Origin of the sequence: Streptomyces sp. SLBN-31 (genome assembly GCF_006715395.1) — a bacterium.
GTDB lineage: Bacteria > Actinomycetota > Actinomycetes > Streptomycetales > Streptomycetaceae > Streptomyces.
Window position 1 is genome coordinate 1859143 of the sequence record NZ_VFNC01000002.1, and the last position, 21451, is coordinate 1880593.

At 72.5% G+C, this 21451-nt stretch carries 17 protein-coding genes and 1 pseudogene; 12 read left to right on the forward strand and 6 right to left on the reverse strand.

Annotation, left to right across the window (positions count from 1 at the left end; genetic code table 11):
- Window positions 1-14: 14 nt before the first annotated feature.
- From FBY22_RS28560 to FBY22_RS28580, 5 genes are all read right to left on the reverse strand, one after another.
- Complete coding sequence (locus tag FBY22_RS28560; RefSeq protein ID WP_142150720.1) at window positions 15-635, reverse strand: ATP/GTP-binding protein; 621 nt, start codon at window positions 633-635, stop codon at window positions 15-17.
- On the reverse strand, window positions 616-1023 hold the full coding sequence (locus FBY22_RS28565; protein WP_142150722.1) for a DUF742 domain-containing protein: 408 nt from the start codon (window positions 1021-1023) through the stop codon (window positions 616-618). The genes FBY22_RS28560 and FBY22_RS28565 overlap by 20 nt, the downstream gene beginning before the upstream one ends.
- The gene (locus FBY22_RS28570) at window positions 1020-1427 is read right to left on the reverse strand and encodes a roadblock/LC7 domain-containing protein (protein ID WP_058926362.1); all 408 of its coding nucleotides are present in this window, start codon (window positions 1425-1427) and stop codon (window positions 1020-1022) included. Before FBY22_RS28570 ends, FBY22_RS28565 begins: the two co-directional genes overlap by 4 nt.
- Window positions 1424-3019 (reverse strand): sensor histidine kinase KdpD, encoded by a 1596-nt coding sequence (locus tag FBY22_RS28575; protein WP_142150724.1) that lies wholly within the window; start codon window positions 3017-3019, stop codon window positions 1424-1426. Before FBY22_RS28575 ends, FBY22_RS28570 begins: the two co-directional genes overlap by 4 nt.
- Window positions 3020-3299: 280 nt before the next feature.
- Window positions 3300-3926, reverse strand: coding sequence for a TetR/AcrR family transcriptional regulator (locus FBY22_RS28580; RefSeq protein WP_142150726.1), 627 nt, complete (start codon window positions 3924-3926; stop codon window positions 3300-3302).
- 169 nt (window positions 3927-4095) lie between these two features.
- On the opposite strand from FBY22_RS28580, the gene FBY22_RS28585 reads away from it, so the two are divergent.
- The 8 genes and pseudogenes from FBY22_RS28585 to FBY22_RS28620 all read left to right on the forward strand — a co-directional run bounded on the left by FBY22_RS28585 (window position 4096) and on the right by FBY22_RS28620 (window position 16641).
- Window positions 4096-4920, forward strand: a complete 825-nt coding sequence (locus tag FBY22_RS28585; protein WP_142150727.1) for an urea amidolyase associated protein UAAP1 — start codon at window positions 4096-4098, stop codon at window positions 4918-4920.
- A complete protein-coding gene (locus tag FBY22_RS28590) occupies window positions 4917-5558 on the forward strand; it encodes an urea amidolyase associated protein UAAP2 (protein ID WP_142150729.1) in 642 nt (213 codons plus the stop codon). Before FBY22_RS28585 ends, FBY22_RS28590 begins: the two co-directional genes overlap by 4 nt.
- The gene (locus FBY22_RS28595) at window positions 5555-9070 is read left to right on the forward strand and encodes a 5-oxoprolinase/urea amidolyase family protein (RefSeq protein WP_142150731.1); all 3516 of its coding nucleotides are present in this window, start codon (window positions 5555-5557) and stop codon (window positions 9068-9070) included. Before FBY22_RS28590 ends, FBY22_RS28595 begins: the two co-directional genes overlap by 4 nt.
- Before the next feature lie 28 nt (window positions 9071-9098).
- Window positions 9099-10766 (forward strand): annotated as a pseudogene (gene atzF / locus FBY22_RS28600) (allophanate hydrolase); the annotation flags it as partial.
- 128 nt (window positions 10767-10894) lie between these two features.
- The gene (locus FBY22_RS45405; protein WP_142150735.1) at window positions 10895-13576 is read left to right on the forward strand and encodes a LuxR C-terminal-related transcriptional regulator; all 2682 of its coding nucleotides are present in this window, start codon (window positions 10895-10897) and stop codon (window positions 13574-13576) included.
- A gap of 112 nt (window positions 13577-13688) precedes the next feature.
- Window positions 13689-15314: an MFS transporter gene (locus FBY22_RS28610; RefSeq protein ID WP_142150737.1), complete on the forward strand. Its 1626-nt coding sequence runs from the start codon at window positions 13689-13691 to the stop codon at window positions 15312-15314.
- Window positions 15315-15808: 494 nt separating this feature from the next.
- A complete protein-coding gene (locus FBY22_RS28615) occupies window positions 15809-16327 on the forward strand; it encodes a hypothetical protein (protein WP_142150739.1) in 519 nt (172 codons plus the stop codon).
- 116 nt (window positions 16328-16443) lie between these two features.
- Window positions 16444-16641 carry a hypothetical protein gene (locus FBY22_RS28620; RefSeq protein WP_142150741.1) on the forward strand — a complete coding sequence of 66 codons (198 nt, stop codon included), beginning with the start codon at window positions 16444-16446 and terminating at the stop codon, window positions 16639-16641.
- Between the two features lie 13 nt (window positions 16642-16654).
- Here FBY22_RS28620 and FBY22_RS28625 read toward each other — a convergent pair whose 3' ends face one another.
- Window positions 16655-18064: a DUF2252 domain-containing protein gene (locus FBY22_RS28625; protein WP_142150743.1), complete on the reverse strand. Its 1410-nt coding sequence runs from the start codon at window positions 18062-18064 to the stop codon at window positions 16655-16657.
- Window positions 18065-18273: 209 nt separating this feature from the next.
- On the opposite strand from FBY22_RS28625, the gene FBY22_RS28630 reads away from it, so the two are divergent.
- From FBY22_RS28630 to FBY22_RS28645, 4 genes are all read left to right on the forward strand, one after another.
- The gene (locus FBY22_RS28630) at window positions 18274-18936 is read left to right on the forward strand and encodes an HdeD family acid-resistance protein (protein ID WP_142150745.1); all 663 of its coding nucleotides are present in this window, start codon (window positions 18274-18276) and stop codon (window positions 18934-18936) included.
- 127 nt (window positions 18937-19063) lie between these two features.
- Complete coding sequence (locus FBY22_RS28635; RefSeq protein WP_142150747.1) at window positions 19064-19516, forward strand: SHOCT domain-containing protein; 453 nt, start codon at window positions 19064-19066, stop codon at window positions 19514-19516.
- A gap of 33 nt (window positions 19517-19549) precedes the next feature.
- On the forward strand, window positions 19550-19996 hold the full coding sequence (locus FBY22_RS28640; protein WP_142150749.1) for a hypothetical protein: 447 nt from the start codon (window positions 19550-19552) through the stop codon (window positions 19994-19996).
- Between the two features lie 72 nt (window positions 19997-20068).
- Entirely contained in the window at window positions 20069-21445 is a 1377-nt protein-coding gene (locus tag FBY22_RS28645) for a diacylglycerol kinase family protein (protein WP_142150751.1), read from the forward strand.
- Window positions 21446-21451: the final 6 nt, after the last annotated feature.

Genomic DNA, 21451 nt, shown 5'->3' on the forward strand with positions numbered 1-21451 from the left:
GTCGGGTGCGCCGCTCACGCCGGCCTCTTCGCCGTCGCCAGGGCGTGGAGGAAGCGCATCAGCGTCATCAGGACGTCCCGGCTGGAGGCCCGGCGGCGGGCGTCGCACTCGATGATCGGGATCTCCTCGGCCAGGTCGAGGGCGCTGCGCAGATCCTCGATGGGGTAACGCGGCGCGTCGGGGAAGGAGTTGACGGCGACCACGAAGGGCACGCCCCGCTCCTCCAGTCGTCCTATGACGTCGAAGCTGACCTCGAGGCGGCGCGTGTCGATCAGGACGACCGCGCCGAGCGCGCCTTCGAACAGGCCGTTCCACAGGAACCAGAAGCGTTCCTGGCCGGGCGTGCCGAAGAGGTAGAGCACCAGCTGGTCGGTGATGCTGATCCGGCCGAAGTCCATGGCGACGGTGGTGGCCGTCTTCGACTCCGAGCCGTAGTTGTCGTCGACCCCGACGCCGGCCTGCGTCATGGTCTCCTCGGTGGTCAGCGGCCTGATCTCGCTGACCGAACCGACCATCGTCGTCTTGCCGACTCCGAAGCCGCCCACGATCACGATCTTCACCGCGGCCTGGGCCGTATGCGGCAGATGATCCTCTGTGCGTGGTCCGGGGATGGTGTCAGAGCCTTTGAAGTCCATGCATCACCGCTTCGAGGAGGGAACGGTCGGGAAGCGCCTGCCGCACGATCGGGGCGCGCGCCTGCACCAGTTCGGCCGCCAGCATCTCGGTGAGCAGTACGGTCATCACGCTGAACGGCAGGTTCAGATAGGCCGAGAGCTCGGCCACCGAGAGGGGGGCCGCGCACAACCGGAGCGTCGCCGTCTGCTCCGGTGTGGCCGAGGGCGGCGGGTCGGCGCGCGCCACGATTAAGGTCACCAGGTCGATGTCCGCCCGCTCGCCGTCGGGTCCGGCGACGACGTAGAGCCGTTCCGGGGCCTTCTCGTCGCCCTGCTTGGCGGTGCGCGGGACGGGCGGCGGGGGTGGTTGCCGGTTCTGATGTCGTCGCCGGCGTTGCGGAGGAGTCATACGGCCTGCCCGTTGCGTCGGGGTGGACTGGTGAGGTGAGCGCCGATGCGGACCACGAGGTCGCGCATGCGGTTGCTCATCAGGCCCGGTTCGGCGACCACGTCCGACAGGACCGCGAGATAGGCGTTGGGGCCGGCGGCCATCAGGTAGAAGTAGCCGCCGTTGATCTCGATGAGGACCATCTTCATCCGGCCGTCGCTGTCCGGGATCTCCTGGGCAACGGCACCCGCGAGGCTCTGCAGGCCCGCGCAGGCCGCGGCGACGCGGTCGGCCGCGTCCGGGTCGCCTCCGTAGCGAGCGATGCGCAGGCCGTCCGCGGACAGCACCACGATCATCTCGATGCCCGGTACTCCATCGGCGAGATCCTTGAGCATCCAGTCGAAGTTGGCTCGCTGCTGGATCACTTGGGGTCCCTCTCGTCGTCGGCCTCAAGGCGGGCCGGCTCGTTGGTCGGCTGGGCAATGTCGAACGGGTCGGGCGTGCCCTTCAGGCCGTTCCAGAACGCCTCGACCCACAGGCCCGGTTCGGGCTCGTCCTTCTCCTCCGGCTCGGGTTCGGGTTCGGGCGTCGCCCAGACGGAGCGGGCCTCCTCGGCCTCCCGTTCGGCGCGTTCGGCGGCGGCCTGTTCGGCCAGTCGGACACTGAGCGGCGTCTTGACCCGGCTGCGCCGCTGCGGCAGACCGCCCGCCGTCCACTCGGTGACCACGGGGACGTCGTCCTCCATGGAGACGCCGGCGGGAATGCGCGGGCTGGTGGGACGGCGCCGCTTGGGGGCGCGCTGGGGGGCCTCGATGCCGCCGATGTCGAGCTTTGGCGCGGCGGTGGCGCCGATGCCGTGGGCGAGGCCGGGCGCGATGTCCTCGGTCACCATCACGCGCGGCACGACGAGTACGGCGCGGACGCCGCCGTACGCCGAGGCGCGCAGCGAGATCTGCATGTCGTAGGCCTTGCACAGGCGGCCCACGACGGCGAGGCCGAGGCGCGGGGACTCGCCGAGCTCCTGGAGGTCGACGCCGGCCTTGGCGCGCTCCAGCATGCCCTCGGCCTTGGCGCGGGCCTCCTCGCTGAGGCTGACGCCGGCGTCCTCGATCTCGATGGCGATGCCGGTCTGCACCTCGGTGGCGGTGACGTGCACCTTGGTCTGCGGCGGCGAGTAGCGGGTGGCGTTGTCGAGGAGTTCGGCGCAGGCGTGGATGACCGGCTCGACGGAGATGCCGCGGATGTTGACCTTGGCGATGGTGTCCAGCGAGATGCGCCGGTACTCCAGGATCCGGGACATGGCGCCGCGCAGCACGCTGTAGAGCGGGACGGGCTGCGGCCACTGGCGGCCGGGGCGGCCGCCGCCGAGGACGGAGATGGAGTCGGCGAGCCGGCCGATCAGCGCGGTGCCGTGGTCGATGCGCAGCAGGTCGTCGAAGACCTCGGGGTTGCGGCCGTGGTCCTCCTCCATCTCGCGGAGTTCCTTGGCCTGCTGGTGCACGATCGCCTGGACGCGGCGGGCGATGCTGACGAAGGAGCGCTGGGAGGAGTCCCGCAGTGCTTCCTCGGTGTCGATGATGTCGAGGATCGTCCTGAGCAACCGCAGCTGCGACTCGGGCAGTTCAGCGTAGCTCGGGTCGACGTTGGGGAGTTGGCGAATCACCTCCGTGGGCGAATTTCCCCTGCGGAGCCAGTAGATGGCGTTGGGGGCGATCTCGCGTGCGAAGCGGAGCATCTGCTGCTCGTGGCCGGCGAGGCGCTGTTCCAGATACGCAATGTGACGGGCGCTCTGCTCGCGCAGGGTCCGCAGGCTGCGGCCGCGCCGGACCGCCTCGGCCGCCGTCGCGATCACCAGGAGCGTGGCGGCGGCGCCGCACCAGCCGACGGCGGCCCGGGCCGGGTCGGTCACCACGGCGACGGCGGCGCCGGTCACCGCGGCCATCAGTATCGCGGGCAGCAACAACACGCGCGCGTAAGGCAGTTCGCGGCGCCCGGGCGGGGATTGAACACTCACCATTTAGGCCCTCTGAAACGAATCGGCAGGGAGTCGCACATATGGGGAACAAGCGCACGAATACATCTCAACTCGGTGCGCTGCGGGCGAGCTTAGTCCGACCGGATCATCGCCGTGTCATATTCAGCAAGCCCCTGAAAAGGGACACCGGAAGCGAGTACTCTCGGCTCCATTTACACGGTGTGCCCACAGTCGCGCACAGCGAGTGACGGTGAATGCGGGTACGAAAATCACTCACCGTGACGAGTGAAGAACGGCTTCCGGCCGTGACCCGACGGCCGGTTCAGACGCCGGCGATGCGCAGCGCCGCGTCCGCCGTGGCCTCCGCGAACGCCGACACCGGGCGGTCGGGGTCGGAACGGTGGACGAGGATCACACCCTCGATCAGCCCGAACAGCAGATCCGTCCGAAGGTCGAGCTCACTCTTGGCGAGCGCCCCACCGGCGGGCGTCGCCGCTAGCAACTGCCGGTAGGCGTCCTTAAGTTCGGCACGCACGGCGTGGAAGCCCGCGAACCCCTCGGCGCGCACCTCGGGCAGCAGATACAGTCCCCCGAGATTGTGCGGGCCGCCGCACAGCAGCTCCACGTCCGTGCGGCACAGCTCCCACAGGCGTTCCCCGGCCGGCCTCGCGTCGTCGGCGAGGAGGTCGCGGGCGCATGCCAGCGAGGGCGTGACGGTGGACTCCAGCAGCTCGGCGAGGAGTTCCTCCTTGCCGGAGACGTAGTGGTACATGGAGGCCTGCCGCATGCCCGCCCGCTCGGCAACCGCCCGGGTGGAGGTGGCCGCGTAGCCGCGGGTGGTGAACAACTCGGCGGCGGCGGTGAGCAGTTCGTCGCGCGGCGAGAGCCCGCTGTCCGGCCGCCGCGCGGCCCGCGGCCGGCCGACCCGGCGCCCACCTGTCGTCCCCATGCGTTCGATCCTCGCACACCGACCCTGCCGCCGGACTCGCGGTGATCTTGGTGAGGACCCGGTAACCGACCGGCAACGCGCGGGCAACGCCCTCGACCCGCCACGCCCCTCTAATTTCTGTCGACCGACAGAAATACCCGACGAGCCACCCCGCAGCCGGAGGTCCGCGATGGCGACAGCGACCACGTACGGAGCCCGAGACCATGCCCGCGCCCAGGAGGGCGCCCGCGCCGAGGCCATGCCCGTGGTACCGGCGACCGACTGGCCCGCCCCGCCGTGCGAGGCGGGTCACCTGCTGTGGGCCGAGACGGTGGCGGGCGGCAACTACACGCACCGGGTACTGGCCCGCGGCACCGAGCTGCGCCTGACCGACCTGCGCGGCGACGCCTGCGCCCATCTGCTGCTGTACGTCGCCGACCGGCCCTGGGAGCGGCTGAACGTCGCCGACACGGTGAAGGTGCAGTGGAACGCCTACCTGGGCGAGGGCCGGCTGCTGCTGTCCGACCAGGGCCGGGTCCTGGCGTCGGTGGTCGCCGACACCTCCGGACGGCACGACGCGCTGTGCGGCACCTCCACCCTCGTACGCAACACGCAGCGGTACGGCGACGGCGCCCCCCAGTCCGCCTCCCCCGCCGGCCGCGAGCTGCTGAAGCTGGCGGCGGCCAAGAACGGTCTGGAGCCCCGCGATCTGCCGCCCTCCCTCTCCTTCTTCCAGGGTGTGCGGATACGCGACGACGGCTCCCTCGACTTCACGGGCTCGGCCGGCGCCGGCGGCAGCGTCACGCTCCGCACCGAGCAGGACGTCACCGTCCTGATCGCCAACGTGCCGCACCCGGCCGATCCGCGGCAGGAGTACGTCTCCACCCCGCTGGAGGTCCTTGCCTGGCGCTCCGCCCCGACCGCACCGGGCGACCCGCTGTGGGACGCCACCCCCGAGGGCCGCCGCGCCTTCCTCAACACCGCCGAATTCCTCACCTCGCGGGGGCTCGCATGAAGACCGAGGAGGCTCGCGTGAAGACCGCAGAGGTTCGTACGACGACCATCGTTCCGGCCCGCGCCGCCTGGTCGTCCATCGTCCGCGAGGGACAGACACTGACCGTCACCGACCTGCACGGCAACCAAGCCGTCGACTTCCTCGTGTACGACGCCCACGACACATCCGTCCGCTACAGCGCCCCCGACACCATCCAGGCGCAGGGCAACCTCTTCCTGACCACGGGCAGTGTGCTGATGTCCAACGAGCACACGCCGCTGATGACGGTGGTCGAGGACGAGGTGGGCCGGCACGACACGGTCGGCGGCGCCTGCTCCAAGGAGTCCAACACCCTGCGCTACGGCCATCACACCTACGCGCAGCACGCGTGCGTGGACAACTTCCTGGCCGAGGGCGCCCGGCACGGCCTCGGCAAGCGCGACCTGGTCTCCAACATCAACTGGTACATGAACGTGCCGGTCGAGCAGGACGGCACCCTCGGCATCGTCGACGGCCTCTCCGCGCCGGGCCTCGGGCTCACCCTGCGCGCCGATCGCGATGTCCTGGTCCTCGTCTCCAACTGCCCCCAGATCAACAACCCCTGCAACGGCTTCGAGCCGACGGCGGTGGAGATGACCATCACCGGAGCGGTGCGATGACCTTCGACACGCTGCTGGTCGCCAACCGCGGCGAGATCGCCGTGCGGATCATCCGCACCGCCCGCGAACTGGGCCTGCGCACGGTCGCCGTGTACTCCGACCCCGACCGCTCGGCACCGCACGTTCGCCTGGCCGACGAAGCGGTGCGGCTCGGGCCGGCGCCCGCGAAGGAGTCCTACCTCGACGCCGACCTGGTGCTGAAGGCGGCCAAGGACACCGGCGCGGGGGCCATCCACCCCGGATACGGCTTCCTGTCCGAGGACGCCCTGTTCGCACGCCGGTGCGAGGAGGCCGGGATCGTGTTCGTGGGTCCGACGCCGGAGCAGCTGGAGCTGTTCGGCGCCAAGCACACGGCACGGGCTGCGGCCGAGGCGGCGGGCGTGCCACTGGCGCCGGGGACCGGGCTGCTGCCATCACTGGAAGAGGCGCTCGCCGAGGCCGCGGTCATCGGCTACCCCGTCATGCTCAAGGCGACCGGCGGTGGCGGCGGCATCGGCATGTCGGCGTGCCGGTCGGCCGAGGAGCTGGCCGACGCCTGGGAGCAGGTCCAGCGTGTCGCCGCCGCGTCCTTCGCCTCCGCCGGGGTGTTCCTGGAGCGCCTGGTGGAACGCGCCCGCCATGTCGAGGTGCAGGTCTTCGGCGACGGCGACGGCAGTGTCGTCACCTTCGGCGACCGCGACTGCTCGCTGCAGCGCCGCAACCAGAAGGTCCTGGAGGAGGCACCCGCCCCCGGCCTCCCCGACCATGTGCGCGAGCAACTGGCCGACAGTGCGCGCGACTTGTGCGCGTCCGTCGGCTACCGCTCGGCCGGCACGGTCGAGTTCGTCTACGACGCCGCCCGCGAGGAGGCCTACTTCCTGGAGGTCAACACCCGTCTGCAGGTGGAGCATCCGGTCACCGAGGAGGTGTACGGAGTCGACCTGGTCGCCTGGATGCTGCGCCTGGCCCGCGGCGAGCGTGACGTCGTCCGCGACCCGGGCACCCCGCGCGGCCACGCCGTCGAGGCCCGCCTCTACGCCGAGGACCCCTCCCGCGAACACCGGCCCAGCGCCGGACTGTTGACGCGGGTGGAGTTCCCGCCGGGCGTGCGCGTGGACGGCTGGGTGGAGACCGGCACCGAGGTGACGACGTCGTACGACCCGATGCTCGCGAAGATCATCGCCTACGGCTCCGACCGCGCCCACGCGCTCCGCAGGCTCGACGAGGCCCTCGCCCGTACCCGCGTCGACGGCATCGAGACCAACCTGGGCCTGGTCCGGGCGGCCCTGACGGACGACGCCTTCCGCGCGGCCGGCCACTCGACGGCGACCCTCGCCCACGTCACCGACCCCACTCCCCGGATCGAGGTCGTCTCCGCCGGCACCCTCACCACGGTGCAGGACTGGCCGGGCCGCACCGGCTACTGGCAGGTGGGGGTTCCCCCGTGCGGCCCGATGGACGACCTGTCCTTCCGCCTCGGCAACCGGGCCCTCGGCAACCACGAGGGCGCCCCCGGCCTCGAATGCACGCTGCGGGGACCGGCGTTGCGGTTCACGCACCCCACGACGGTGTGCGTGACGGGCGCGCCCGCCGAGGTCACCGTCGACGGCAGGCCGGTCCCCCAGTGGGAGCCGGTGACCGTGCCCGCCGGGGCCGTACTGGAGACCGCCGCACCGGCCCGGCACGGCCTGCGCACCTACGTCCTCGTCGCGGGCGGCCTCGACGTCCCGGCCTTCCTCGGCAGCGCGAGCACCTTCACCCTCGGCGGGTTCGGCGGGCACGGAGGCCGGGCGCTGCGCACGGGCGACGTCCTGCACGGCGGCCGGGCGACCGGGGACGGCACACCGGTACCACCGGCGGACCGGCCCTCCTTCGACGCCGCGTGGCGGATCGGGGCCGTCGAAGGCCCGCACGCCGCACCGGAGTTCTTCACCGAGGACGACATCCGCGACTTCTACGCCGCTGACTGGAAGGTCCACTTCAACTCCGCGCGCACCGGTGTGCGCCTGGTCGGCCCCAAGCCGCGCTGGGCCCGCGCCGACGGCGGCGAGGCGGGCCTGCACCCGTCCAACGTCCACGACACCCCGTACTCGGTCGGCGCCGTCGACTACACCGGCGACATGCCGGTGCTGCTCGGCCCGGACGGGCCGTCGCTGGGCGGTTTCGTGTGCCCGGCGACGGTGCTCGGCGCCGAGCGCTGGAAGCTGGGGCAGCTCCGGCCGGGCGACACCGTACGGTTCGCCCCCGTGCGGATCGACGGCTCGCCCCGCCCCGAGATCGTCGACGGCGGTGTCCTGGCCAGGGACGGCGACCTCACCTACCGGCGCAGCGGCGACGACAACCTGCTGGTCGAGTTCGGTCCCATGCACCTCGACCTGGCCCTGCGCATGCGCGTCCACGCCCTGATGGAGGCACTGGCCGCGCACGGCCCGGACGGCATCACCGACCTCACCCCGGGCATCCGCTCCCTGCAGATCCGGACCGACCCGGCCCGCCTCCCCCAGCCCGAACTCCTGTCCGCAGTACGGGAGATCGCGGCCGCCCTCCCGCCCACGGACGAGCTGGTCGTACCCTCCCGCACCGTCCATCTCCCGCTGTCCTGGGACGACCCGGCGACCCGCGAGGCCATCGCCCGCTACATGGCGGGCGTGCGCGACGACGCCCCCTGGTGCCCGTGGAACATCGAGTTCATCCGTCGCGTCAACGGCCTGGAGTCGGTGAACGACGTCTACGACACGGTCTTCGACGCCGAATACCTCGTACTGGGCCTGGGCGACGTCTACCTGGGCGCTCCCGTGGCCACCCCGCTCGACCCCCGCCACCGCCTGGTGACCACCAAGTACAACCCGGCACGCACCTGGACGGCCGAGAACTCGGTCGGCATCGGCGGCGCCTACCTCTGCGTCTACGGCATGGAGGGCCCCGGCGGCTACCAGTTCGTCGGCCGCACCACCCAGGTCTGGTCGGGCTGGCAGCAACGCGGCGCCTTCGAGAAGGGCTCCCCCTGGCTGCTGCGCTTCTTCGACCGCATCAAGTGGTATCCCGTGAGCGCGGAGGAACTCCTGGACCTGCGGGCCGACATCACCTCCGGCCGCTTCGTTCCGCGCATCGAGGAGGGCACCTTCTCGCTCGCCGCCCACCAGGCCTTCCTGGCCGAGAACGCCGAATCCATACGGGAGTTCAGGGACCGGCAGCAGGCGGCGTTCGCGGCGGAACGCGACGCGTGGGAGGCGGCCGGCGAGTTCGCCCGGGCCGAGGCGGCGGCCGCGCCACCGGCGCCGCCCGCCGAGATCGCGCTGCCGCCCGGGGGCAGGCTGGTGGAGGCCGAGTTCGCCGCGTCGGTCTGGCAGCTGAACGTCCGGCCCGGCGAGACGGTGTCGGCCGGCCAGCCGCTGCTCGCCCTGGAGGCGATGAAGATGGAATCCCGGGTGCACGCGCCGATGGACGGCGTGGTGACCGAGATCCTGGCCCGGCCCGGCGACCAGGTGGAGGCGGGAACGGCACTGCTCGTCCTGGCCCCGGCGACGAACTGAGACTCCGGTCGACGAACCGAAAGAGGCACACAGCATGTCCGCTCTCACCCGAGTCCGCGCCGCCTACGCCCGCGTCGAGGCCGTGGACCGACCCGAGATCTGGATCGACCTGCGCCCCCGGGACGAGGTCGAGGCGGAGGCACGGGCTGTCGACGAGCGCGTCGCCGCCGGTGAGCGGCTTCCGCTCGCCGGACGCCTGTTCGCGGCCAAGGGCAACATCGACGTGGCCGGGCTGCCCACGACCGCGGGCTGCCCGGCGTACGCCTGTCGGCCCGAGTCCGACGCGCCGGTGGTGGCGCGGCTCCGGGCGGCGGGCGCGATCGTGCTGGGGACGACGAACCTGGACCAGTTCGCGACGGGCCTGGTGGGCACCCGCTCCCCCTACGGCGCCGTGCGCAACGCCCACGACCCCTCCCGGGTGAGCGGGGGTTCGAGCTCCGGATCGGCGGTCGCCGTGGCGCTCGGCATCGTCGACTTCGCCCTCGGCACGGACACCGCCGGTTCGGGCCGGGTCCCGGCGGCCTTCAACGGCATCGTCGGCCTGAAGCCGACCCGCGGCCTGGTGCCCACCACGGGCGTCGTCCCGGCCTGCGCCTCCCTCGACTGTGTGACGGTGTTCGCCCGCACCCTCCCGGAGGCCGAGCGGGCGCTGTCGTTCATGACGTCCCCGCCGGCCCGGGATCTCCCCCCGCTCGCCCAGCGGGCTCCTGGCCCCTGGCGCGTCGCGGTCCCGGCCCCCGGTCAGCTGGGCGAACTGGACGACGGCTGGGCGGAGGCGTACGAGGCGGCCGTGGAACAGCTCGCCTCGGCCGGTGCCGACGTGCGCACGCTGGACCTCACGCCCTTCACCGAGGCCGCGGCGATGCTCTACGAGGGCGCGTTCGTGGCCGAGCGCTACACGGCGGTGGGCGCTTTCGTCGACAAAGCGACCATCGACGGCACCGAGGGTCTGGACCCGACCGTCGCCGGCATCATCACCCGGGCCCGCGACATCCCCGCCCACCGGCTCTACGCCGACCTGGACCGCCTCGCCGGTCTGCGCGCCCGCGCCCTAGCCGGCCTCTCCGACTCCGACGCCCTGCTCCTGCCCACCGCCCCCGGCCATCCCACCCTCGCCGAGGTCGCCGCCGACCCGCTGGGCACCAATGCGCGGCTGGGCCGCTTCACCAACTCCACCAACCTCTTCGACCTGGCCGCCGTCGCCGTACCGGCGGGCGAGGCGAACGGCCTGCCGTTCGGGGTGATGCTGATCGGCCCGGCATTCACGGACCGCCGGCTGACGGCGATCGCCGCGCTGCTCCGCCCGGAGACACGGCTCGCGGTGGTCGGCGCCCACCTTTCCGGTCAGCCCCTCAACCACCAGCTGCTGTCCCTGGGCGCCCGCCTGGAGCGCACGACCACGACCGCCCCGGCATACCGGCTGCACGCCCTGCGGACCACCCCGCCGAAGCCCGGCCTGGTCCGCGTCGGCGAGAAGGGGGCCGCGATCGAGGCCGAGGTGTGGCGGCTGCCGGCCGAGGGCCTGGGCCGGCTGCTGGCCGCCCTTCCCCGCCCGATGACCCTGGGCGCCGTGGAGCTGGCGGACGGCGGCCTCGTCCCCGGTTTCCTGTGCGAACCGAGCGCCCTCCACGACGCCGAGGACATCACGTCGTACGGCGGCTGGCGGGCGTACCGCGACGCCCGGCGGGGGTTGTAGCCCCTCAGGTCCCTCGACCCGGGACGTTCGGCCCCGCGAGCAGACCTTTGGCTCATGTGTGGCGAGCGCGTGTCCGAGAAGGATGGGATGATCAGCGATGGGGAGCGCTGCCCATGAACTGACGCACCGTGGTGGTGAGCGCCGTGTCTGTCGACGAGGACCAGCAGGAACCGGCCGAACAGTACACAGATCCGCTCGGGGACCCCTACCTACGCACGCGATTCATCCTGCCGTCGCGACCCGTCACCTTCCTGTCGCGGGCGCGGCTCACAGAGCGGCTGGACTGCTCACTGCAGCCGCCGTTGACCATGGTCAACGGTGCGGCCGGCGCCGGGAAGACGCTGCTCGTCGCCGACTGGGCCGCCGGCCGGGAACCGTCGGTCGCGTGGCTGACCATGGAGGCGGAGGAGAAGCGGCCCGGAATGTTCTGGGCGTACTTCCTCCAGGCCCTCCGTACCAGCGGCAGACGGCTCTCGGACCGGATCCGCGGTCCGGCCGACGCGTACCACGTGGACCGCAGGCTGCTGACGGCGATCGCCGAGGACCTCGCCACCGCCGAACCGCCCGTCACCGTCGTACTGGACGAGTACGAGCGCGTGACGGAACCGGAGATCGCGGAACAGCTGGAGTTCGTGCTGCAGCACGCCGGTCGGGGGCTGCGGCTGGTCCTCGTCACCCGCACCGAACCGGTGCTCTCGCTGCACCGCTACCGGGCGGCCGGCGAACTGCGGGAGATCCGCGCCGCCGAGCTGGCCTTCACCCCCGAGGAGACGGTGGCCCTGCTGGAGCGGCACGGACTGCATCTGTCCGTGCACTCGGCGCAGGCACTCGTGGACCGCACCCGGGGCTGGGCCGCCGGTCTGCGGCTGAGCGCTCTCGCCGCGCAGGAGAGCCGGGACCCGGAGGTCTATCTCAAGGAGTTCGAGGCGGACCGGAGCACCATCGCCGACTTCCTGCTGGCCGAGGTGCTCAAGCGGCAGCCGGTGGCGACACAGGACCTCCTGCTGCGGGTCAGTGTCCTGGACCGCTTCAGCCCCGAGCTGGCCAACGTGGTGACCGGCCGCGCCGACTCCGCGCGCATCCTCGCCGAACTGCACCGCGAGAACGCCTTCGTCGAGCAGCTCGGACACTCGTGGTACCGCCTGCACCCGCTGTTCGGGGAGATACTCCGCACCCACCTGTGCGTGCGCCGCCCCGGTCTGGAGCCCGAGCTCCACCGGCGGGCCGCCCGATGGCTGCGGCGGGCGGGATCGCTCCCGGAGGCGCTCACCCACGGAGCCGCCGCGGGTGACTGGGACTTCACCGCGGGCGCGCTCGTCGACGACCTGGCCATCGGCCGGTTCTTCACCGGTCTGCGCTCCGACGACCTCGCCGGGCTGTTCTCCGGGATGGGGCCCGAGGCCACCGGCCCCGCCACCGACCTCGTACGGGCGGCCCGCGACCTCTCCCACGGCGACTTCCGGCACGGCACGGCCCATCTGCGCCAGGCACGCGCCCGGCTGGAAACCGTCACCGGCGATCCGGCGGCCGCCCGGCTGAGCTGTGCGCTGCTGGAGGCCCTGGCCGCCCGGCTGACCGGTTCCCCCACCCGCGCGGAGCTGGCCGCCGAGTCCGCCGACGAAGTGCGCCAGGAGGTGGCACCGGACCTGCTGGACAAACATCCCGAGCTGACCGCGCTCCTGCTCACCCATCTGGGCTCCGCGCGCCTGTGGGCCGGACGTTTCGAGGAGGCGCGAGCCGCGCTGTCCAAGGCGGCCGACTCCCCCGACAGCGCCTCGACCGTACTGGCCCGGGAGGAGTCGATGGGGCACCTCGCGCTGATCGACTATCTGGACGGCTGGCCCGGCAGGGCGGAGCACAAGGCTCTGGAGGCGATGGCCGAGGCGGAGCGGTTCGGTACGTCCGCGTCGGCCGGCTGCGGGATCGAGCAGGTGGTGCTGGCGGGCGTCGCCGTCGACCGCAACGAACTGGGCCGGGCCGAGGCCCTCCTCGACGATGCCGCCGAACGCTCCGCCACCCCGCACGACCCGGTCACGGCCGCCGGCCGGGCCATCGTCACCGCCCGGCTCGAGCTGGCCAGGGGCGACGCCCGCGCGGCCGTCGAGGCGGCCGACCCGGACGTCCGCGCGGTCGTGGCCTCGCCCTGGGCCGAGAGCCACGAGAGGCTGGTGGCCTCGGCCGCCCACCTGGCCGAAGGCCGGGCCGGGGAGGCGGCGGAGATACTGCGGAAGCTGGCCGACGACCAGCCGTCGTGCACCACGGAGGCCGCGCGCATCCAGTTCGCCGTCGGCAACCAGGAGGAGGCCATCGACCTCCTGCTCAGCCTGCCCGCCACCGACCGGGCGGGCCCGGCGGTGACCGTCCGGGCGGCCCTGGTCAAGGCCATGGCCGCGGATGCCGCGGGCGATACCGCCACCGCCCGCAGGCTGGTCGCGCAAGCCCTCCTCGACGCCCGGCACGAGCGGCTGCGGCGGCCGTTCCTCGACGCCGGACGGTGGATCCGGCCCCTGCTGGTCACGGCGCCGCTGGACCGGCTGGCGGCGGGCTGGCTCACCGCCGGCAACCCGGTCCACGAGGACCTGTCCGCCGCGGGGCCGTCCCCCGCGCCGATCGTCGTGGAGGAGCTGAGCGCACGGGAGCGCGACGTCCTGGTGCGGCTGGCCCAGATGATGTCGACGCAGGAGATCGCCGCGGACCTGTACGTGTCGGTGAACACGGTGAAGACGCATCTGAAGAGCCTGTACCGGAAGCTGGCGGTGAACCGGCGCGCCGCCGCGGTGCGCCGCGCACGCGACATGGGCCTGCTGTGAGCACAGGCGGCCTCGCCCGCGACGGGTGAGGCGCGGGGTGCCCCGCTTCCGTTGCGATGGAAGCGGCGGCCGACCCGGCGCCGCTCCGGCCCGACTCGGCGAGGTGGGCACAGTGAAACGCTGGCGCGCTCTGATCGTCCTGGGTACGGCCCAGTTCCTGATGGTCCTGGACACCTCGGTGATGAACGTCTCGATCAGCCAGCTGGTCAAGGACTTCGACACCGAGGTCACCACGATCCAGGCCGTGATCACCCTGTACGCGCTGGTCATGGCCGCATTCATGATCATCGGGGGCAGGCTGGGCGACATCCTGGGCCGCCGCCGCGTCTTCTTCCTGGGACTCGTGGTGTACGGCGCCGGATCGGCCCTGACCGCCGTGGCTCCCACCGTGTGGGTCCTGGCGCTGGGCTGGTCGGTCATCGAGGGGCTCGGTGCCGCCCTGGTGCTGCCGGCCATGGCGGCCCTGGTCGCGGAGTCGTACCGCGGACCGGACCGAGCGGTCGCGTACGGCGTCATCGGCGGACTCGCCGGCGCCGGCATCGCGGTCGGCCCGCTGCTGGGCGGCTGGGTGACGACGTACCTCACCTGGCGGCTGGTCTTCGCCGGTGAGGTCGTGGTCGTGCTGGCCGTCCTGCTGTGCCGCCGGATGATCACGGAGGCCGCGCGGACGGGGCGGCGCCCCGGGCTCGACGGGATCGGGGCCGTGCTGTCGGCGGCCGGACTCGGGCTGGGCGTGCTCGGCGTGCTGCAGAGCAGCACCTGGGGCTGGGTGTCGCCCCGTAACCCGCCGTTCACCCTTTTCGGCTTCTCCCCCACCCTCTTCGTCGTCGGCGCCGGCGTCCTCGTCCTGGCGGGCTTCGCCCGCTGGGAGCGGCACCGCGACGCTCAGGGCGTCGACCCGCTCGTCCATCTGCCTCTGCTGCGCAGGCCGGCCCTGCGTTCCGGTCTGCTGGCCCTGCTGGGCCAGAACCTGATCCTGCTGGGGCTGTTCTTCGTCATCCCGCTGTATCTGCAGGTGGTGCAGGGCTTCGACGCCTTCGAGACGGGCCTGCGGCTGCTTCCGGTCTCGGTCGCCATGCTCGCGGCCTCCGTGCTCGCCTCCGCGTTGGGGCGGGCGGCCGGGCCGCGCCGTATCGTCCGGCTGGCCCTGGTCGTCCTCGCGGTGGCCGTCGTATGGCTGCTGGCCACCATCGACCCGGTCATCGACGACGCGCAGTTCGCCGGAGCCATGGCCCTGGTCGGCGTGGGCACCGGACTGCTCGCCTCGCAGCTGGGCAACGTCGTCCAGTCGAGCGCCGGCGAGGACGAGCGCAGCGAGGTCGGCGGCCTGCAGTTCACCGCACAGAACCTCGGTTCCGCGCTCGGTACGGCGCTCATCGGCTCGATCCTCCTGGGCGCGCTGGCCCACGCCTTCACCGCCCAGGTGGCGGACGATCCGCGGCTGTCGGAGGAGGCCCGCAAGCAGACCGGCGTCGCACTGGAGTCGGGGATCTCCTTCGTCACCACCGACCAGGTGCGCTCGGCGGCCGAGCACGCCGGGCTCCCGCCGTCCGAGGTCGAGGCCGTCACGGATTCCTACGCGTCGGCGCAGCTCGACGGTCTGAAGGCGGCGATCCTCGCCGCCGGCGGCGTCACCCTGGCGACCTTCCTCGTGACCTCCAACCTCCCGACCGGCAAAGGCCGCACGAAACCGCGGGAGTCCGGCACACCGGCGGGGACCGTCGGCTCGTCCCGCTGAGCCGCAGATGGACGGCTCGATCCCGGCCGGGGGTGGCCGCTCGCCCCCGAGCGGAAGGTGGACCGCCCGTCCCCGGCCGGTAAGTAGACCGCTCGTCGCCCGACCGGGAGCCGGACCGCCCGCCCCCGAGCGGGAGGCGGACCGCCCGCCCCCGACCGGGAGCCGGACCGCCCGCCCCCGAGCGGAAGGGGGCCGCCCGTCGCCCGACCGGGAGGAGGACCGGCCCCCCGAGCCGAAGGGGGCCGCCCGTCGCCCGACCGGGAGGAGGACCGCCCGCCCCCGAGCGGAAGGAGGACCGCCCGTCTCCCGAGCGGGAGGAGGACCGCTCACCCCACTGACCCGGAAACGACCGCTCACCCCCGACCCGGAAATGGACCACTCGTCCCGCCGACCCGGAAATGGACCACTCGCCCCCCGCCCCGGAATGGACCGCTCATCCCGCCGCCCCGGGGATCGACCGCTCATCCCCCCCCCCGACCCGGAAGTGAACTGCGATGACCCGAACAGACCGCGCCGCGGCCCGCGCGGACGCCCCCGAGCGGGCCACCCACGCGGACTACACCGGAGGCGTCTACGGATCCATGCTCGCCACCTCCGTGGTCATCGGCGCCGGCTCGCTCGGCTCGTCCCCGCGGCTGGAACTGATGCTGCTGTTGCTGCTCACCGGCCTGGCGTTCTGGATCGCGCACGTGCACGCCCAGCTGTTCGGAGCACGCCTGGCGCAGCACCCCCTGGACCGGCACGCGGTGCTGCACGCGTGCCGCGACGAGTGGCCGATCGTCAAGGCCGCCGTCCCGCCGGCCGCCGCCGTGGCCGTCAGCCCCCTGCTGGGACTGGACGTGCAGGGCACCGTCTGGCTGGCACTGTGCGTCGCCTTGGCCGGGCAGGTGGGATGGTCGGTCGCCGCGGCGCGCCGGTCCGGTGCCTCCTGGCGTCTGGTGGCGGCCACCGCGTCGGTCAACCTGCTGCTCGGCCTGCTGATCGTCTCCTTCAAGTTCGTCCTGACCCATTGAATCCGGCGAACGGCCCCGGATCACCTCTGCCGGGTGAGGCCCCGCGCGCCGCCGGGCCGGACCATCGCGGTACGGGGCGCAGACCGCCTTACCAGGCCGCTCGCGGGAGCAAGCCCATGCGCTACGAGATCCGAGTCGACGGACACATGTCGGACACGCTGGCCCAGGCCTTCCCTGAGCTGGACCACGTGGTGATGTCCGGTCAGACGGTTCTGTACGGGTCGGTCATCGACGAGGCTCAGCTCTTCGGACTGCTGGCACGCTGCCAGTCGCTGGGCCTGCACGTGCTGGAGATGCGACAGGTTCCGGAGTGAGGCGGACGCCCGCTCACAGGTCCCGTGCGCTGACCCGGCCGGAGCCGACCGCTGCCCCGAGCGCCTCGAAGTCCTTCTCGTTGCGGTCCGCGTAGGACTGCGCGAACTCGGTGAGCGCGCGGTCGAACCGGTCACTGCCGCCCAGGTAGGCGGCGATGGCGATCGGATCGCCCGAGCGGGCGTGGGCCCGGGCCAGACTGGCGCCGCACACCTGGGCGAAGAGGTTCAGCATCTCCGGCCCCATGGTCTCGGGGCGCGCGATGCCCTTCCAGTCGCGCAGCTGTCGTACGTAGAAGTCGCGGTCCCTGCCGTCCAGGCCCACCACGTGCGTCCAGCCGAGGAAGATGTCGCTGGTGGTCTGGATGAGGCGCTGCCCGGTCACCACCCGGCGGCCCTGGTTGTCGAAGCCCGTGCCGCCCGTGTGGGCGGCCAGCACCGACTCCTGGGCCTCCTTGGCCTGCAGCAGCAGGGGGTCGTCGTCGTCCCTGCCGAGCATGAGCAGGATCCAGCAGCGGGTGCCGACGCTGCCGACGCCCACCACCTTCCGGGCCATGTCGACGAGGTGGTAGTGACGCAGCAGATGCCTGCGCTCCGACGGCAGGGTGCGCGCGTAGTCCTCGATGACGCCCCGGAGGACCTTCTCCTCCTCGTCCCCCGCCGAGCCGGACAGCAGGTCCCTGAGGGGGGTGATCAGCGGCGGGTCCGGGGTGACCCGGCGGCCCTCGGCAGTGTCGCGGGTCAGCTTCTCGAACGCCTGCATATGGGTGCGGGTGCGGGCCTGTGCCGCGGCGCGTTCGGTACGGCGCCTGACGTCCTTGTCCATCGACGACGCCAGCAGTCTGCGCAGGCCCTCCACGTCGTCCTGGGCGTACCAGACGTCCAGGGTGCGCATGCCGGCGAACTCCCTCATCCGCCGGCGGTAGGCCGCCACGCAGGTCCGCACCGCGCGGTTCTGCTCCTTGACGGAGAACCCGTTCTCCCGGCTCGCCGTGACGAAGCTGGTCGTCAGACGCTTGACGTCCCACTCGAACGGGCCGGGGAACGTCTCGTCGAAGTCGTTGATGTCGAAGACCAGACGCCGCTCGGGCGAGGCGAGCAGCCGGAAGTTCAGCAGGTGGGCGTCTCCGCACAGCTGCACCTGGAGCCCGGAGTTCGGTGTGGGCCCCAGATCCGCGGCCATGATCGCCGCCGCGCCGCGGTAGAAGCGGAACGGCGACTCCAGCATGCGGCCGTAGCGCACCGGCACCAGCTCCGGTACGCGGGTCGCCGACTGGCGCTCGATCACCTCGACCGGGTCGAAGCGGTCCGGGCCGCCGTCGTACCAGCCGTGGCACGAACGCGACGCACGGGCCCGGGCCCGGCGGCCGATCGCCGCCCGCTCGGCCGCCGACAGGGACGCGGTGAAGGAGTTGGGTACGGTCATGGCTCGTCCTCCTGGTCCGGTGCGCCCCGCCCGCCTGGCACCTAGTGACGTACGAGACCTCAAGCCCATCGGCACGGCGGTGGCGGCGGATCACCCGGGACGGGTGACCCGGCGGCCACCGGTGCGGGGGACGCTGGCCCCCAGAGCTCCCCGCCCACCGCCTCGGCGGCGGTCCGGCGACGCTCCGCTCGATCGTGCGAGGAGGAGCCATGACCATTCCGCTCGGTCAGAACCCGCGTACCGGTCAGGTGCGCAGCCCGGACGGAGCGGTTCCCGGCCAGGCGGACGGGGCCGCGCGGGCGCTGGAGGAGCTGGGCCGCTCCTGGACCTGGATCCTGGCCTCCGCGATCGCGACGCTCGTGCCGGGTGTGCTGGTGCTGGTCTGGCCGGACGAGACGCTGCACGTCCTGGCCGTCCTCATCGGCCTGTACCTGCTGGTGCACGGGGCGTTCCGGTTCGTGGGGCTGTTCGCCGGCCAGGGGGCGGGGGAACGGCTCGCCGGGCTGCTCATGGCCGTGCTGTATGTACTGGCCGGGGTCCTGTGCCTGCGCAACCCGCTGCAGACGATCGCCGCGCTGTCGCTGGTCGTCGGGGTCGTCTGGCTCGTGTCCGGGATCCTCACCCTTTTCACGGCGATCACCGCCGAGAACCTGCCGCACCGGGGTTTCGTGCTGGGCGCCGCGGTGATCGGCATCCTCGCCGGCGTGGTGGTCCTGGCCCTGCCGACCGAGTCGGCGCGTGCGCTGACCCGGCTGCTCGGCCTGTGGCTCGTCCTGCTCGGTCTGGTCGAACTGGGACTCGCCTTCGCCTGGCGGGCGGCGCTGCGCAGGTCGGGCGTCACCGGCGGCCCGCAGCCCACCACGACGACCTGAGATCGCGCGGCACACCAGGTCGCGCGGGTCTCACCCCTCCCGGGTGAAGCCGCCGAGTGCTTGCCGTGGGCACGCTGAGAAACGCAGAGACATGCGGCCGGGCACCCGCCCGGAACGGAGGAGAGTCATGAGCACGTACCTCGCGTACGACTACCCGCTGCTGAGCGTCTTCTGGTCCATGCTGTGGTTCTTCCTGTGGATCATGTGGTTCGTCCTGCTGTTCCGCATCGTCGTCGACATCTTCCGTGACGACGACATGAGCGGCTGGGGCAAGGCCGGCTGGCTGGCGTTCGTCATCCTGCTGCCCTTCCTCGGGGTGTTCGTCTACGTGATCGCCCGCGGCAAGAACATGGGCCGCCGTGAGGTGGCACAGGCAAAGGCGCAGCAGCAGGAGTTCGACTCCTACATCCGCAAGACCGCCGCAGGCGGGTCCAGCAGCGTGGACGAGCTCGCCCGGCTGTCCGAGATCCGCGCCCGCGGTCACATCACCGACCAGGAATTCGCCAGGGCCAAGGACATGGTCCTCAGCGGCCACGGAGCCACGTCGAGCCCCGGTGTGGGCGCCGGCTCCCAGCACTGAGCGCACCGGACCGATCGAAACGAGGTGTCCACGATGACCGCGACGCAACCCACTCGCACCCACGCGACGAAGCAGAACTGGGCACAGGGGCTGATGGCCTTCGCCGCCGTCATGCTGATGCTCGTCGGAATCCTCGACATCTTCCGGGGCATCATGGCGATCGCCGAGGACGACGTCTTCGTCAACACGCGCAACTACGTGTTCCAGTTCGACCTCACCAGCTGGGGCTGGATCCACCTCGCCCTGGGCGCGGTCGCCGTGATCGTCAGCCTGGGGCTGTTCGCGACGGCCACCTGGGCACGGGTCGCCGGCGTGGCCATCGCCGGACTCGTCATCATCGGCAACTTCCTGTCGCTGCCGTACTACCCGGTCTGGTCGGTCGTGATGATCGCCTTCTCGGGCTTCGTGATCTGGGCCCTGTGCGTGGTCCGGCGTGAGGACCCCAACGCGATGTTCGACCACCCGGGGCACGACATCTGATCCGCTCCGGCACACATCGGCACGGCACGTGACGGGCGGCCCCCGTCCGTGCCCGTCGGGGGAGGCGGGGAGATGGGACGACACCGCGACCCGGGTACGAGCACGGCACGGCCGGCGGGCGCGCCCGCCAAGGCGCCCGCCGGCCGCGTCGTCCGGGCGCGGGTCGCCCTGCTCGCCCTTTTGGGCAGCGTTCTCGTGCCGCTGGTCGTCGCCGGTCTGCGCAGCGTGCTGTGGCTGCTGGTCGGCTTGGCGGGCCTCGCTCTCGCCGCCGTCGGTGCGTGGTGGACGCTGGCCCACGCCGGGGTCCTTCGTGTGCTCGGGGTGCTGTTGTCGGTGGCGGCGCCGCTGACGGTGCTCGCCCTGTACGCGGCCTCCGGGATGCTGGGGCCGGCGTGTCTGTCGCTGGCCCTGTGGGTGCTGGCCGTCGCGGCGGCGCACACCGCGTTGGCTCCCTCCCACAGCGCCCGGAAGGTGGAGCCGGCCGCGGCGCCCCGCCGTCCCTGGATCGTGATGAACCCCCGCTCCGGCGGCGGCAAGGTGGGCCGGTTCCACCTCGTGGAGAAGGCGCGGGCGGCGGGCGCCGAGGTGGTCCTGCTCGACGCGGGACAGGAGGTCGTGGACCTCGCGCGCCGGGCCGTCGCCGAGGGAGCCGACCTGCTCGCGGTGGCGGGCGGCGACGGCACGCAGGCCCTGGTGGCCGAGGTGGCGGCCCGGCACGACGTGCCGTTCGCCGTGATCCCGGCCGGCACCCGCAACCACTTCGCCCTCGACCTGGGCCTGGACCGGGAAGATCCCGCGGCGGCCCTGCAGGCCCTGACCGACGGTGTCGAGATCCGGGTGGACCTCGGGTTCGCCGCGGACCGCGTGTTCGTCAACAACGCCTCCTTCGGCACGTACGCCTCCGTGGTCGCCGACCCCGCCTACCGGGACGCCAAGGTGCACACGGCTCTGCAGTCCCTTCCCGGCCTGCTCACCGGCAAGGACGCCGCCACGCTGCGGATGCGGGCCGGCTCCGCCCGGGCCGAGGGGCTGCAGGCGCTGCTGGTCAGCAACAACCCCTATCGGCGGGCGGTCGACTCGGCGCACCCGGGGCGCCGGGAGCGGCTGGACTCGGGGCGTCTGGGCGTGCTGTGCGTGCGCGTGGACAACACCGTCCAGGCGGCTCGTCTGGTACGAGGCCCTCGCTCCGGGTCGGTCGTGCGGCTGGACGCCGAGGAGGTCGTCGTCGAGGCGGACACCGAGACCGTCGCGGTCGGTATCGACGGGGAGCACGTCATGCTGCCGACCCCCGTGGTGTGCCGTTCGGCACCCGCCGCGCTGCGGGTCGTGGTACCGCGCCATCGCCCCGGCGTCCCGACCGGCGGCGGCCCCTCGGACTGGCCCCGGGTGACGAGACTCGCCCTGGGCCGCCTGGCCTCCCACCGCTCACGCCGAACAGCAGCAGCCTGAGGTCTG

Excerpts from the sequence above, each read along its gene's own strand:
- FBY22_RS28645 (WP_142150751.1), top strand. The coding sequence starts at position 20,069 with ATGGGACGACACCGCGACCCGGGTACGAGCACGGCACGGCCGGCGGGC.
- FBY22_RS28595 (WP_142150731.1), top strand. The coding sequence starts at position 5,555 with ATGACCTTCGACACGCTGCTGGTCGCCAACCGCGGCGAGATCGCCGTG.
- FBY22_RS28635 (WP_142150747.1), top strand. The coding sequence starts at position 19,064 with ATGAGCACGTACCTCGCGTACGACTACCCGCTGCTGAGCGTCTTCTGG.
- FBY22_RS28575 (WP_142150724.1), bottom strand. The coding sequence starts at position 3,019 with ATGGTGAGTGTTCAATCCCCGCCCGGGCGCCGCGAACTGCCTTACGCG.
- FBY22_RS28580 (WP_142150726.1), bottom strand. The coding sequence starts at position 3,926 with ATGGGGACGACAGGTGGGCGCCGGGTCGGCCGGCCGCGGGCCGCGCGG.
- FBY22_RS28640 (WP_142150749.1), top strand. The coding sequence starts at position 19,550 with ATGACCGCGACGCAACCCACTCGCACCCACGCGACGAAGCAGAACTGG.
- FBY22_RS28585 (WP_142150727.1), top strand. The coding sequence starts at position 4,096 with ATGGCGACAGCGACCACGTACGGAGCCCGAGACCATGCCCGCGCCCAG.
- FBY22_RS28615 (WP_142150739.1), top strand. The coding sequence starts at position 15,809 with ATGACCCGAACAGACCGCGCCGCGGCCCGCGCGGACGCCCCCGAGCGG.
- FBY22_RS28560 (WP_142150720.1), bottom strand. The coding sequence starts at position 635 with ATGGACTTCAAAGGCTCTGACACCATCCCCGGACCACGCACAGAGGAT.
- FBY22_RS28630 (WP_142150745.1), top strand. The coding sequence starts at position 18,274 with ATGACCATTCCGCTCGGTCAGAACCCGCGTACCGGTCAGGTGCGCAGC.
- FBY22_RS28590 (WP_142150729.1), top strand. The coding sequence starts at position 4,917 with ATGAAGACCGAGGAGGCTCGCGTGAAGACCGCAGAGGTTCGTACGACG.
- FBY22_RS28620 (WP_142150741.1), top strand. The coding sequence starts at position 16,444 with ATGCGCTACGAGATCCGAGTCGACGGACACATGTCGGACACGCTGGCC.
- FBY22_RS28625 (WP_142150743.1), bottom strand. The coding sequence starts at position 18,064 with ATGACCGTACCCAACTCCTTCACCGCGTCCCTGTCGGCGGCCGAGCGG.
- FBY22_RS28565 (WP_142150722.1), bottom strand. The coding sequence starts at position 1,023 with ATGACTCCTCCGCAACGCCGGCGACGACATCAGAACCGGCAACCACCC.